13 protein-coding genes are annotated in these 14,393 nt (G+C 39.1%); 7 read left to right on the forward strand and 6 right to left on the reverse strand.

The features are described 5' to 3' along the window. Positions 1 to 375 precede the first annotated feature (375 nt). Complete coding sequence (locus tag H6G44_RS02740; protein ID WP_190385514.1) at positions 376 to 975, forward strand: GerMN domain-containing protein; 600 nt, start codon at positions 376 to 378, stop codon at positions 973 to 975. A gap of 17 nt (positions 976 to 992) precedes the next feature. Further along, positions 993 to 1,256 (forward strand): hypothetical protein, encoded by a 264-nt coding sequence (locus H6G44_RS02745; protein ID WP_190595356.1) that lies wholly within the window; start codon positions 993 to 995, stop codon positions 1,254 to 1,256. A gap of 3 nt (positions 1,257 to 1,259) precedes the next feature. On the opposite strand, the gene accB is transcribed toward H6G44_RS02745, so the two are convergent. Beyond that, positions 1,260 to 1,784 carry an acetyl-CoA carboxylase biotin carboxyl carrier protein gene (gene accB, locus H6G44_RS02750; protein WP_190385512.1) on the reverse strand — a complete coding sequence of 175 codons (525 nt, stop codon included), beginning with the start codon at positions 1,782 to 1,784 and terminating at the stop codon, positions 1,260 to 1,262. Positions 1,785 to 1,933: 149 nt separating this feature from the next. Continuing rightward, positions 1,934 to 2,491, reverse strand: a complete 558-nt coding sequence (gene efp / locus H6G44_RS02755) for an elongation factor P (RefSeq protein WP_190385511.1) — start codon at positions 2,489 to 2,491, stop codon at positions 1,934 to 1,936. Between the two features lie 203 nt (positions 2,492 to 2,694). On the opposite strand from efp, the gene H6G44_RS02760 reads away from it, so the two are divergent. Further along, positions 2,695 to 3,804: a peptidylprolyl isomerase gene (locus tag H6G44_RS02760; RefSeq protein WP_190385510.1), complete on the forward strand. Its 1,110-nt coding sequence runs from the start codon at positions 2,695 to 2,697 to the stop codon at positions 3,802 to 3,804. Positions 3,805 to 3,916: 112 nt separating this feature from the next. Here the strand turns inward: H6G44_RS02760 and H6G44_RS02765 are convergent, their stop codons facing one another. Beyond that, positions 3,917 to 4,522, reverse strand: a complete 606-nt coding sequence (locus H6G44_RS02765) for a hypothetical protein (protein WP_190385509.1) — start codon at positions 4,520 to 4,522, stop codon at positions 3,917 to 3,919. A gap of 349 nt (positions 4,523 to 4,871) precedes the next feature. On the opposite strand from H6G44_RS02765, the gene alaS reads away from it, so the two are divergent. After that, positions 4,872 to 7,514: an alanine--tRNA ligase gene (gene alaS / locus H6G44_RS02770; RefSeq protein WP_190385508.1), complete on the forward strand. Its 2,643-nt coding sequence runs from the start codon at positions 4,872 to 4,874 to the stop codon at positions 7,512 to 7,514. A 252-nt stretch (positions 7,515 to 7,766) separates the two neighbouring features. Here alaS and H6G44_RS02775 read toward each other — a convergent pair whose 3' ends face one another. Beyond that, positions 7,767 to 8,165: a type II toxin-antitoxin system VapC family toxin gene (locus H6G44_RS02775; protein WP_190385507.1), complete on the reverse strand. Its 399-nt coding sequence runs from the start codon at positions 8,163 to 8,165 to the stop codon at positions 7,767 to 7,769. A gap of 4 nt (positions 8,166 to 8,169) precedes the next feature. Further along, positions 8,170 to 8,466: a hypothetical protein gene (locus tag H6G44_RS02780; RefSeq protein WP_168652616.1), complete on the reverse strand. Its 297-nt coding sequence runs from the start codon at positions 8,464 to 8,466 to the stop codon at positions 8,170 to 8,172. A gap of 432 nt (positions 8,467 to 8,898) precedes the next feature. Here H6G44_RS02780 and H6G44_RS02785 point away from each other — a divergent pair, with 432 nt between their 5' ends. Beyond that, positions 8,899 to 9,147 (forward strand): hypothetical protein, encoded by a 249-nt coding sequence (locus H6G44_RS02785; protein ID WP_015078629.1) that lies wholly within the window; start codon positions 8,899 to 8,901, stop codon positions 9,145 to 9,147. Next, a complete protein-coding gene (locus H6G44_RS02790; protein WP_190385506.1) occupies positions 9,147 to 9,563 on the forward strand; it encodes a type II toxin-antitoxin system VapC family toxin in 417 nt (138 codons plus the stop codon). The genes H6G44_RS02785 and H6G44_RS02790 overlap by 1 nt, the downstream gene beginning before the upstream one ends. Before the next feature lie 124 nt (positions 9,564 to 9,687). Here H6G44_RS02790 and H6G44_RS02795 read toward each other — a convergent pair whose 3' ends face one another. Continuing rightward, a complete protein-coding gene (locus H6G44_RS02795) occupies positions 9,688 to 10,008 on the reverse strand; it encodes a hypothetical protein (RefSeq protein ID WP_190385505.1) in 321 nt (106 codons plus the stop codon). A gap of 365 nt (positions 10,009 to 10,373) precedes the next feature. On the opposite strand from H6G44_RS02795, the gene H6G44_RS02800 reads away from it, so the two are divergent. Then, entirely contained in the window at positions 10,374 to 14,360 is a 3,987-nt protein-coding gene (locus tag H6G44_RS02800; protein WP_190385504.1) for a magnesium chelatase subunit H, read from the forward strand. The last annotated feature ends 33 nt before the right edge of the window (positions 14,361 to 14,393 follow it).

Consider the following 14,393-nt stretch of genomic DNA (forward strand, 5'->3'; position numbering starts at 1 on the left):
CTCGTTTGTTAAGCCAGTCAACATATTTTTCAGAAAACCTGCAAAAATTACCTTCTTAAACTCTTACCTCCCGCCCCTCTGCGTGAAAAGAAAATATAAATTATACCTCATAATCCAGTTACCAACTGACTGGCGTACTACATTTTACCCAATTCTAATTTAAATCTTTTTTCAAAAAACCATAAGATTTAGATAAAGGAAAAAGTGACGGACCGAAAAAGATAACTCTACAATTAGAGTAGGTGAGAGCAAAACCAGCAACAGCAGTTTATGTACAAATCATAACCAAAGACTTGTATCGGGGATAAAACCTTTATAAACACGCTGCTTATCTTACAAATAGTATTCCCGTCCTTAATCCAGTAGGTTTTATATATGAACGACCAACAAAGAACTAACAGTATTTCTTCTGGTGTGGTAGCAGCTATATCCGCAGCCGTGGTAGCAGTAAGTGGTAGTGTAGCTTGGTTTTCTGCCCAAACTCCTGATACTCCCACACCTACCAACTCCTCACAAACTATTAAGCAGCCAGTAACTCAACAGGGTAATGAACAAACTGCTAGTATATATTGGCTCAAATCTAAAGAAAATCGGCTGGCTTTAGTTCCCCAACCCTTGAAAATTGCTGCTACCCAACCCGACCAAGTTTTAGAAGCAGCATTTAAAACTTTATTAGCCGGGCCAAGTGAAGGTAGTGATTCTACCACTATTCCCAAGGGGACTGAACTATTAGGAATAAAAGCGGAAAATAATGATGTTCATGTGAACTTATCTGAAAACTTTACCACTGGTGGCGGTAGCAGTTCTATGATGGGACGGGTTGGACAAGTTGTATATACTGCTACTAGTTTAAATCCTCAAGCTAAAGTATATATTGATGTCAACGGTAAACCCTTAGAGGTTTTAGGTGGTGAAGGTGTGGAAATACCACAACCACTCACCCGCGAAAGTTTTCAGAAAAATTATCCGCTTTAGTTAGTGGTCAGTGGTCAGTGGTCAGTGGTCAGTTGTCAGTTGTCAGTTGTCAGTTGTCAGTTGTCAGTTGTCAGTGGTCAGTGGTCAGTGGTCAGTTGTCAGTTGTCAGTTGTCAGTTGTCAGTTGTCAGTTGTCAGTTGTCAGTTGTCAGTTGTCAGTTGTCAGTTGTCAGTTGTCAGTTGTCAGTTGTCAGTTGTCAGTTGTCAGTTGTCAGTTGTCAGTTGTCAGTTGTCAGTGGTCAGTTGTCAGTTGTCAGTTGTCAGTTGTTAGTTACCTGTTAATATTTAATCGGGGTTAATTCTCATCAAAGCTTGACCATATTCTACTGGTTCACCATTTTGAACTAAAATTTCCATTACCTGTCCAGAGACTTCGGCTTCAATTTCATTCATTAGCTTCATGGCTTCAATGATACACACACTTTGACCAGCTTTGACGCGATCGCCCACTTCCACAAATGCAGCCTCACCCGGTGCAGGAGCGCGGTAGAAAGTCCCTACCATTGGTGATGGGACTTCAACCAATTTTTGATTAATTGGTGAAGAAGAATGAGCAGGTTGTGCCAGAGAATTATCCACAACCTTATTTATTACACCTCCTTCAAAAATTGCACTGGGTGGAGTTGTAGATCCCAACTGGGTTATACCAGCATTAACTACACCACTAACCATTCCTTGGGGATTATTGCTAAAACTGACAGCTTTCCGTACTGTTAGCTCAAATTCATTATTTTTGAGGGTAACTTCCGCGATATCTGTTTGGGCAATAGTTACTAATAGCTGACGGATTTCATTAAAGTCTAATGTCACAATTATTTTACCTCGACCTAATTGTTAAATTAAAATTCTCAGTAAGGCAGGGATTTAATCCCTCTATAAAAAAGGGATTGAAATCATTAGTACCAATTTGGGTTTTAGTCCTCACTATTCCCAGTTAGTATCAAAAAAAATGAGAAAAATCACTCCCTGCCTAAATACTTGTCTTCTCTGGTATCAATCTTAATTCGCTCCCCTTGGGCAATAAACAAAGGAACCATGATAATTGCACCAGTTTCCAGAGTTGCGGGTTTAGTACCACCTGTAGCAGTATCACCTTTGACACCAGGATCAGTTTGGACAATTTCCAAGACTACAGAATTAGGTAGTTCCACTTCCAGTACCTGTTCACCCCAGCGAATTACGTTAACTTCCATACCTTCTTTTAGGTACTTGACGCGATCGCCGATTTGCGCTGTAGTTAATTTACCTTCTTCATAACTTTCCATATCCATAAAGACAAACTCATCACCGTCCTTATAGGTATATTGCATCGTTACTTTTTCCAAAGTTGCCTGGGGAACGGTTTCCCCAGCCCGAAAAGTTTTTTCTAACTGTTTCCCAGTTTGGACATTTTTTAAAGTTGTCCGCACGAAGGCAGAACCCTTGCCTGGCTTAACGTGAAGAAAATCTATCACGCGCCAGACTGAACCATCTAATACAATTGAAACACCAGGTCGAAAGTCGTTACTAGAGATCATGAAACTTTCAAATTTTGCAAGACAATCGGCATTTATTGTACCCTTCCCGCGCCATAAGTTGTTAGTTCTCAGGAAAGAGGAAACAGGGAAACTGACAACTGACAACTGCTCCCTGGTTCATTAATCCCCAGTCCCTCAATGTGGGAAGATAATTAGTGAATTACTTCCAGTCAACACTTTGATGCTGAAGAAAGGGAAATTTCATGTTGAACTTATTTAAGTCCTGGGTGAAGAGTAGCCTAAAGGTAATATTGCTCTTAACAATATTTTTAGGCATAAGTACGACTGGGTGGACTGCCACTAGTAATGCTGGCTTACCACGGGGAAACGCAATCACTGACGGTAAGGCTTTGTTGCGCTATGCACTGCCGATAAATAATCAACCCGTACGTAAACTACAAGCTAGTTTAGAAGATATTTCTAACCAACTGCGGGCAAATAAGCGTTGGAGTGCAGTTAATAATGACCTCAAGCAAGCATCCCGGATACTCGATAAACCTTCCCAAATATTAGCAAGTATTCCGGAAGAACGCCAACCTCAAGCCCAAGCTTGGATGACTGAATTGAAATCTGGCATTACAAAACTGCAAGAAGTAGTTAAAACTAAACAAAAGGAAGCAGTTCTTGATGAAAGAGCTAAATTACTGGATCTTGTCAGCTTGTTAGAAGAATCAATGGTGAAGGAATTTCCCTTTGATGTTCCTGCTGAGTACAGTAATTTGCCCCAACTCAAAGGACGGGCTACTATTGCTTTCAAAACTAATAAGGGCGATTTGACTGTAGTTGTAGATGGCTATAGCGCACCTGTCACCGCTGGTAATTTCGTGGATTTAGTACAAAGAGGTTTTTATAACGGTTTAGAATTTACCCGTTCTGAAGAATCTTACTTTTTACAAACTGGAGATCCTGTAGGTAAGGAAGTCGGTTTTATTGACCCTCAAACTGGTAAATATCGGGCTATTCCTTTAGAGATTTTAGTCCAAGGTGAAAAAGAACCAACCTACGGTATTACTCTCGAAGAAGCTGGGCGTTATTTAGATATGCCGGTTTTACCATTTTCGTCTTTTGGCGCTTTAGTTATGGCCCGTCCAGAAAGTGATGATAATGGCGCTTCTTCTCAAATTTTCTTCTTTTTGTTTGACCCAGAACTTACTCCCGCAGGACGTAATCTTTTAGATGGTCGTTATGCTGTATTTGGTTATCTGACTGAAGGTAGAGAGATTTTAGATAAACTCAAAGCTGGTGATAAAATTGAATCTGTAACTGTTGTTCAAGGCGGAGAAAATTTAGTTCAACCTCCAGTAGTTTCATAAGAGATTAAAATCAAAATTTAGGGACGTTTAATTAACCTTAAACGTCTCTATTTCCTAAAAGCAATTTCATATTTTTTCCTTTGCAATTAGCAGTAATAAAAACGTCTTTTAATTAATTTTTGAGTCTATCCATTATTTTCTTTAATTTAGCTAGAACGTTGTTTTCTAAACTTGTAGACCAACGATATTTATAGTCTTTATGCTGATATATACTAACCTTTTCCTTGAGGTTTTCTATATGTTCAATCAGTTCTGACAAATCTTTTTCAGTTTTAACACCCCTAACAATACCAGCAGTCTTTAGGTAATAACTTCCTATTACATCTGCTTCTGCTTCTGAAGCATTATGATCTTTACGATAATGGCGGATTTTACCATTCATTTCTTCAAAATACGAGGCTAGACTTCTGACAAGAGCAAAATCTAGTTCATCTAGTTTTTTAGGTTCATAATTAATGTTTTCTTGAACTGATTTAGGAGGAGTGTTTGGTTCAGAAATAAAAGCAGAGTTTTGGATTTGATCTGAATTTTTAGATTCAGCATTACTAAAGATATACTCTAGAGTTTTTAGACAGTCCAAGAAAGATGAGATATTGCGGGCAATTACCTGTTTTGTGTGAGTATTGATAATGGCATAGCCAGAACCTTCATTGACTACAGCATATTGCCCTTGTACTGTCACATAGGCGTTTGTGTCTATTCTTTTGATGTCGCTCATTTGGGAAACTAAAAAGACAACTGTTTTTTAAAACTCTCTAATTGTAACATGAATTTGCATGAGACAGAAACTCTTTGTCTATCATATCCAGATTTTACGCTGGTTATATTTAACTAACTCAGTTCATACAAGAATCTAAACTTTTTAATTCTCTAATTTTCATTTTTTAACGGAAATATAATTAAAGTATATGAATTGATGATAATTTAATACTAATCAGTAATAGGAAATTCTGACAAAAAATGCTGAAAGCTAAATATTTTTCATATTTACTGTCATAAGTTATAAATAATAATGATGCTTTTTGCAGATTTTACTCAATTAATTAAATTTGATCGCTTAAACACTCATGTCTTCAAATCCTCAGTATCTTAGCGGTAACGATATTCGTCAATTATTTCTTGATTTCTACACGCAGCGAGGACACCAACCGCTTCCAAGTGCTTCTCTTGTTCCTGAAGATCCTACTGTGCTGCTGACTATAGCAGGTATGTTACCATTTAAACCGATTTTTCTGGGACAACGGATACCTGAATTTAAACGCGCTACAACTTCGCAAAAGTGTATCCGTACTAATGATATCGAAAATGTGGGACGCACTAAACGCCACCATACATTTTTTGAGATGTTGGGGAATTTTAGCTTTGGTGATTATTTTAAACCACAAGCGATCGCTTGGGGTTGGGAATTATCTACTCAAGTGTTTGGGATTTCCCCTGAAAATCTCGTTGTCAGTGTGTTTGAGGAGGACGACGAGGCTTTTGTCATTTGGCGCGATACTATTGGTGTAACGGAAAAACGCATCAAGCGCATGGGTGCAGATGATAATTTCTGGGTATCAGGTATTACTGGTCCCTGTGGTCCTTGTTCGGAAATTTATTATGATTTTCACCCAGAATTAGGTGATGATCATATTAATTTAGAAGATGATGGGCGTTTTATCGAGTTTTATAACTTGGTATTTATGCAATATAATCGGGATGCTTCGGGAAATTTAACGCCGTTACAAAATCAAAATATTGATACGGGAATGGGCTTGGAAAGAATGGCGCAAATTCTCCAAAAAGTTCCTAATAATTATGAAACAGATTTGATTTTCCCGATTATCGAAACTGCGGCGAAAATTGCCAAAATTGATTATCACAAAAGTGATGAAAATACCAAAACTTCCTTAAAGGTAATTGGTGATCATGTCCGTTCTGTTGTACACATGATTGCTGATGAAATTCGCGCTTCTAATGTGGGAAGAGGTTATGTTTTACGGCGTTTAATTCGTCGCGTTGTTAGACATGGGAGATTAATAGGAATTGCTGGGGAATTTATTAACCAAGTTGCAGAAACAGCAATTTCTCTTTCGGAATCAATTTACCCCAATTTGCGACAAAGAGAAGCTGCAATTAAAGCCGAATTACAAAGGGAAGAAGTTAACTTCTTGAAAACTCTTGATAGAGGAGAAAAGCTATTAGCTGAAATTATCGAAGATATCAAACAAAAAGGATTAAATTCTATTAGTGGAGAAAGTGCTTTTACTCTCTATGATACCTACGGTTTCCCCTTAGAATTAACCCAAGAAATCGCAGCAGAAAATAATATTACTGTTGATGTTGATGGTTTTAATGCAGAAATGCAAAAACAGGTAGAACGAGCAAAAGCAGCACACGAAACCATTGATTTAACTGTACAAGGTTCTTTGGATAAACTAGCAGAACATATTCACTCTACAAAATTCATTGGTTATAACCAATTAACAACTACTGCAAAAATCGAAGTTTTGTTAGTTGCTGGTGTTTCTGAAGAAGCCGCAGAAGCAGGAACAGAAATACAAATTGTTCTTGATAAAACGCCTTTTTATGCTGAATCTGGGGGACAAATTGGGGATAAAGGATATATTAGCGGTGATGGTGTTTTAGTCAGAATTGAAGACGTGAAAAAAGAATCTGATTTCTTTATTCATTTCGGACGCATTGAACGGGGAACAATTAGAATTGGTGATGAAATTACCGCACAAATAGATACCGCTTGTCGTCGTCGCGCTCAAGCTAATCATACAGCCACTCATTTATTACAAGCTGCTTTAAAAAAAGTTGTTGATGAAGGAATTTCTCAAGCTGGTTCTTTGGTTTCTTTTGATAGATTGCGGTTTGATTTTAATTGTCCCCGCGCTTTAACCGGTGAGGAAGTTATCCAAATTGAAGAATTAGTAAATAGTTGGATTTCTGAAGCTCATCCTGCTACAATGGAAGAGATGCCTATAGCCGAAGCTAAAGCGAAAGGTGCAGTAGCCATGTTTGGGGAAAAGTACGGTGATCAAGTGCGCGTAATTGATTTCCCAGGTGTTTCGATGGAATTATGTGGGGGAACTCATGTTAATAATACGGCGGAAATTGGCGTTTTTAAAATCATTTCTGAAGCCGGAGTTGCTTCCGGGGTAAGAAGAATAGAAGCGGTTTCTGGGGCGGCGGTATTGGATTATTTGAATGTGCGTGATATAGTGGTCAAAGATTTGTGCGATCGCTTTAAGGTCAAACCCGAAGAAATACCCGACAGAATCACCACTTTACAAACCGAACTTCGCAACAATGAAAAGGAAATTCAAAGTCTGAAATCACAAATAGCAATTGTTAAATCTGACAGTTTATTACAGACTGCGGAAATGATCGGAGAACATAAAATTATTGTTGCTCAAATGGAAGATATTGACGCAGAATCATTAAAAGCTGCTGCGGAAAGATTACTGCAAAAAATTGGTAATGGGGCGGTAGTTTTAGGTTCTATTCCTGAAGAGGGAAAAGTGAGTATCGTTGCTGCTTTTAGTGTTGAGGTGAATAAAAAAGGAATCCAAGCGGGAAAATTTGTAGGAAATGTAGCGAAAATTTGTGGAGGTGGAGGTGGTGGAAAACCCAACCTCGCGCAAGCTGGGGGAAGAGACGCAAGTAAATTACCAGAAGCTTTAGAAACAGCGAAAAATGATTTGTTATCATCTCTAGCTTAACATCTTGTGGGGTAGGCATCTTGTCTGCCCTAATTTTAAATGATCGCCTATTTTTGATCCTTGATTTAGGGGTGAACGCTGATAAACGCAGATAAACGCGGACAAAAAAATCATAATCGCACCCCAACATTCCCCAAACGGTGATCGCCCACAACCACCCTAATTTTAAACGATTCCTAGGTCGCGCTTCGCTATCGCTCACAACCCCCTAATTTTAAATGATTGCTCTCCCAACTGATTCCTAAATTTCTATCACAACCAATTTTCTAATTTAAGTCCTTCAATTCTTAATAAATCAGAATCATTAGAAACGAGAATTAAATCGCGGACAATTGCTGTAGCTGCTATTAAAATGTCAGCATCTTGGATAGGAGTACCTTTGGATTTTAATTTTGCATGAATTTCACAGGATTTTTCAATAATTTCTAAATCATCTAACAATAATACAGGATAATCATTACAAAATCCATGAAAATCTACCAATTGTTTAGTAGCATTGAGAGATATTAAACCTCTTTTAATTTCATAGTAGGTTATACAACTAATAAATATTTCTGCACCGAGAAAGCTTAACTCTTTCAATTTATTATTTATGGTTGTATTTTTCTTTAACGCATAGCTAACGATATTTGAATCAAGTAAAAAATTCATGGTTTTATTTTCTCGCTACTGCTGCATCAAAAATCGCTATTTCTTCTGGTGTTAAATCATTTAATGTCCCAGCAACAGCTTCTAATGTTAATATTTTACTAATTCTTCTAGTTAAATCATGTTCTTTAATTGCTCTCATTTCTTCTGGGGAAAATCTGCTAAATAATTTTATTAACGTTGCGGTCATTTCATATTGATCTAATTTCACCATGTAGAAACTACTACCTCGAAATAGTTTATCTACAACATGAGAAATGCGTTCTGTTAGTTCTTGTTGATAGTCGGTTAATTGTTCTTGCATGATGTTTACTCTGTTTGTGCTTTGGAAAAATCTAATTCTTATTTATATTATATCGTTCAATAAATTAATTTTTTAATACTCATTCCCAAACAGCGATTCCTAAGTCGTGCAACGCTTACGCTCACAACTCCCACCAACATCCTAAACAGTGATTCCTAGGTCGCGCTTCGCTATCACACACAACTACCCTAATTTTAGGCGAACTGCTTGCAGCAGCGCTTACGCTATCGCACCCCAACATCCCCAAATAGCGATCGCTCATAACCACCCTAATTTTAAGCGAACTGCTTGCAGCAGCGCAACGCTTACGCACCCCAACATTCCCAAACAGCGATTCCTACGTATCCCTTCGCTATCGCACAAATAATTTGTAGAAGGTTTAAAAATTTGATATGATGTTAATGAAAACTGTTTAATTTTTGCAGAAAAACTATGTCTCAAGCAACTGATAAACCTATAATTCAAGAAAACACACTGTTAGATAAATTTAGAAATCTAACTATTGAACAACAACAAACTATCTTAGATTTTATGGAATTTATGCACAGTAAAAAAACAAAATCACAAGACAATCAAGAGGTTTCAGCTTATGATTTAGCTAAGGAATGGGCTGGATCTGTAGAAAGTGGGATTAGTGATTTATCTACTAATAAAAGGTATCTTCAAGGATTTGGTAAATAATGAAATCAGAAATTATTATAGATACTTCGCCTTTAGTGGCTTTTATTGATAAAAGTGATAATCTTCATAAATGGACAGTAGAAAAATGGAAAAATTTACGTCCCCCTTTATTTACTTGTGAAGCGGTTATTGCGGAATCTTGTTTTTTATTACAAAATGTTCATGGAGGAGAAAGTGCTATTTTATCTTTATTGGAAGCAGAAGTAATTAAAATACCTTTTAATTTAAGTGAAGAAGTAACAGTAATTAAGCAATTAATGAAACAATATCACTCCGTTCCTATGTCTTTAGCTGATGCTTGTTTAGTAAGAATGAGTGAATTAATTAGAGGAAGTAGTGTTTTCACTTTAGATAGTGATTTTAGGGTTTATCATCAATATAAAAATAAGGTTATTCCTGTTATTATGCCTGAATAACATCATTGAATTGCACCACAGTCTCCTGATTCCTAGGTCGCGCTTCGCTATCGCACCCTAACATCCCCAAACAGCGATCGCACTACTCTAATTTTAGGCGATCGCTCTCCGAATAGCGATCACACTAATACTTAAAATCTTTTGCCCAAGAACAACCCTTCAATTTAGCGAATCTGGCATAGTAAATACCATTTTTGAGATGCTGTAAAGCAACTTTATCATGTTCTCCAAAAACTTTAGCTCTAGCCCTGTAAGCATCTCCAGAATTACGCGCTTTAATAGAAAGTAAATCACAAGTTGATTTACTTGCATTTATCAGCCTGTCTGCTTCTGATTCAAGTGATCTAGCTTTAGCATCATAAGGATTATCAGCACGGACTGGAGTTACAAAAAAAGCTGTAATGTTTACTAGCATTAATCCTAGCAGTAGTTGTTTAAAATACATTTGTTGTTGCCTCTAAGGAATTTTGTCAAGTTATGCAGAAATTTTCCGTACAACGGCACAATTGAGCGATCGCTGCCCAACTCAAAACCAGAATATCACAATACTGTCAGCACTAACGTTTTGTTACATAACACCATAACTATTGTAAACAAAATTTAAAACCAGGTGAGAGAACCTGCATTCTTTGTTAAGATTCATGAATAAATGTGTTGTTTTCTATATCATTTTATGTCAGATATAGGACAAAACCCCCACAGAATCCGAGTTTTCTGCTAAAAAACTCTTATTGCCGAAAATAATTGAAGTTACAAACGGTTATACCGCGACTAACTTCATGAGAACACGCTTGAAAGGAGCTTATTTGAATGTTTACCCAAGTCAAGTCCACTATTAGACATATTGCACCTGACGATTTACGGGGACGTAAATTAATCAAGGTTGTCTATGTCGTGCTAGAATCCCAATACCAAAGTGCATTATCGCAAGCGGTACGGGAAATTAACGCTAATCATCCCAGCGTTGCCATAGAAATCAGTGGATACTTGATTGAAGAACTACGCAACTCTGAAAACTATGAGGAGTTGAAACGCGATATAGCCAGTGCTAATATATTCATTGCTTCTCTAATTTTTATTGAAGACCTAGCACAGAAAGTAGTTGCCGCAGTCGAACCCCATCGTGATAATCTAGATGTATCCGTTGTCTTCCCCTCCATGCCCGAAGTTATGCGCCTCAATAAAATGGGTAGCTTCTCCTTGGCGCAGTTAGGACAATCTAAAAGCGTAATTGCTAACTTCATGAAAAAGCGCAAAGAGAAATCTGGCGCTGGTTTCCAGGACGGAATGTTGAAGTTATTGCGGACTCTTCCCCAAGTGCTGAAATTCCTCCCCATGGAAAAAGCACAAGACGCGAGAAACTTCATGCTCAGTTTTCAGTATTGGCTAGGTGGTTCAGCGGAAAACCTGGAAAACTTCTTGCTGATGCTGGCTGATAAATACGTATTGAAAGGCGTAGAAAAAGAAAGCTTTGCTGCTGCTAAGTATGAAGCACCAGTTGTTTATCCCGATATGGGGATTTGGCATCCTTTAGCGCCAACTATGTTTGAGGATGTGCGAGAATATCTGAACTGGTATTCTGCCCGCAAAGACATTTCTAGTAACCTGAAAGACCCCCTTGCACCCTGTGTAGGTTTGGTTTTACAACGAACTCACTTAGTGACTGGTGATGATGCCCATTATGTGGCAATTGTCCAGGAATTGGAATCTTTAGGGGCAAGAGTTCTCCCTGTTTTTGCAGGTGGTTTAGATTTCTCTAAACCGATAGAAGCTTACTTCTATGAACCAATTACCAAAATGCAGTTAATAGATGCGGTAGTATCCTTAACTGGTTTCGCTTTGGTGGGTGGACCGGCTAGACAGGATCATCCTAAAGCTATTGAAGCCTTAAAACGGTTAAATCGTCCTTACATGGTTGCCTTGCCTTTGGTCTTCCAAACCACCGAAGAATGGCTCGATAGCGATTTGGGGTTACATCCCATTCAAGTGGCTTTACAGATTGCTATACCTGAACTAGACGGCGCAATTGAGCCAATCATCCTATCAGGTAAAGATGGGGCAACAGGCAGAGCGATCGCTTTACAAGACCGAGTAGAAATAGTTGCCCAACGCGCCTTAAAATGGGCAAATCTCCGCCGCAAACCCAAATTAGACAAGAAAGTTGCCATCACTGTTTTCAGCTTCCCTCCTGACAAAGGTAACGTGGGTACAGCCGCATATTTAGACGTATTCGGTTCTATTCATGAAGTCATGAAAGGACTCAGAAACAACGGTTACGACGTGCAGGACATTCCCGAAACTCCCCAAGAGTTGCTAGAACAAGTCATCCACGACGCACAAGCACAATACAACAGTCCCGAACTCAACATTGCTTACAAAATGTCCGTGCCAGAATATGAAGCACTGACACCCTACTCCCAACGCTTAGAAGAAAACTGGGGACCACCTCCCGGAAACTTGAACAGCGACGGCCAAAATCTCTTGATTTATGGGAAGCAATTTGGTAATGTGTTTATTGGTGTGCAGCCTACATTTGGTTATGAAGGCGACCCCATGCGGTTGTTATTCTCCCGTTCCGCAAGTCCCCACCACGGTTTTGCAGCATATTACACCTATCTAGAACGGATTTGGGGCGCTGATGCTGTGTTACACTTTGGGACACATGGCTCATTGGAATTCATGCCTGGTAAGCAAATGGGAATGTCTGGTGATTGTTACCCAGATCAACTAATTGGCTCAATTCCTAACCTGTATTATTACGCAGCCAATAACCCCAGTGAAGCCACAATTGCCAAACGTCGCAGTTATGCAGAAACAATTTCTTACCTGACACCACCTGCGGAAAATGCTGGTTTATACAAAGGGTTGAAGGAACTTAGCGAGTTAATTGCTTCTTACCAAACTTTGAAAGACACTGGCCGGGGTGTTTCCATTGTCAATTCTATCATGGATAAATGCCGCATTGTCAACTTAGACAAGGATATTGAGTTACCAGAAACCGATTCTAAGGATATGTCCTCGGAAGAACGGGATAACATCGTTGGTAGCGTTTATCGGCGGTTGATGGAGATTGAATCACGCTTGTTACCTTGTGGACTGCACGTGATTGGTAAGCCTCCTAGTGCCGAAGAAGCGATCGCCACTCTGGTCAATATAGCTAGTTTAGATCGACAAGAGGAAGAAATTCAAGGCTTACCCGGAATTATTGCCAAAAGTCTCGGTCGCAACATTGAAGATATCTACAAAAACAACGATGCCGGAATTTTGGCAGATGTGCAACTATTACAAGATATCACCCTCGCTACCCGTGCGGCTGTTACAGCCTTAGTTCAAGAACAAATTGACGCAGAAGGTAGAGTGATAGCTGTTTCCAAGTTGAACTTCTTCAACATGGGGAGAAAAGAACCTTGGGTGGAATCACTGCATCAATCAGGTTATCCCAAAGTTGACACCTCTGCATTAAAACCTCTGTTTGAATATTTGGAATTCTGCTTAAAACAAGTTTGTGCAGATAACGAACTGGGTGGACTTCTCCAAGGTTTAGCAGGTGAATATATTCTCCCTGGTCCCGGTGGAGATCCTATCCGTAATCCTGATGTATTACCCACAGGTAAAAATATTCACGCTTTAGATCCCCAATCTATCCCCACTTCTGCCGCAGTCCAATCTGCGAAAATCGTCGTTGATAGGTTGTTGGAACGGAACAAGTCGGAAAATGAAGGAAACTGGCCAGAAACCATTGCCTGTGTCCTCTGGGGTACAGATAACATCAAAACCTACGGTGAATCCCTCGCCCAAATTATGTGGATGGTGGGAGTACGTCCAGTACCCGATGCTTTGGGACGGGTGAACAAGTTGGAATTAATACCTTTATCAGAGTTGGGTCGTCCTAGAATTGATGTTGTAATTAACTGTTCTGGTGTATTCCGCGACTTGTTCATTAACCAAATGAATTTGCTAGACCAAGGTGTAAAAATGGCTGCGGAAGCTGATGAACCTTTGGAAATGAACTTTGTCCGCAAGCACGCTTTGAAACAAGCGGAGGACATGGGGATAAATCTGCGTCAAGCTGCAACTCGCGTTTTCTCTAATGCTTCCGGTTCTTATTCTTCTAATATTAACTTAGCGGTGGAGAATAGCACTTGGGATAGTGAAGCTGAGTTACAGGAAATGTATTTGAAACGGAAATCTTTCTCTTTCAATTCTGATAATCCTGGGGTTATGGATGAGTCGCGGGAGATTTTTGAAACTACTTTGAAAACTGCTGATGCAACTTTCCAGAATCTCGATTCTTCGGAAATCAGTTTAACAGATGTTTCCCATTATTTTGACTCTGATCCTACTAAGTTAGTAGCAAGTCTGCGTGCCGATGGCAAGAAACCTGCATCTTACATTGCAGATACAACTACTGCGAATGCACAGGTGAGAAGTTTATCAGAAACTGTGCGTTTAGATGCGCGGACTAAGTTGTTAAATCCCAAATGGTATGAGGGAATGTTGTCTCACGGTTATGAAGGTGTGCGCGAACTTTCTAAGCGGTTGGTAAATACGACTGGTTGGAGTGCGACTGCTGGCGCTGTGGATAATTGGGTTTATGAGGACACGAACGAAACTTTCATCAAAGATGAGGAAATGCAAAAGCGTTTGATGAATCTCAATCCTCATTCCTTCCGCAAGATTGTTTCTACTTTGTTGGAAATGAATGGACGCGGTTATTGGGAGACTAGTGAGGAAAATTTAGACCGGTTACGTGAGTTGTATCAGGAGGTGGAAAACCGGATTGAGGGTATAGAATAGGGTTAAATGGGCAGGTTTTATACCTGCCTATGA

It is taken from the genome of Aphanizomenon flos-aquae FACHB-1287, assembly GCF_014698755.1.
Lineage (GTDB): Bacteria > Cyanobacteriota > Cyanobacteriia > Cyanobacteriales > Nostocaceae > Dolichospermum > Dolichospermum flosaquae.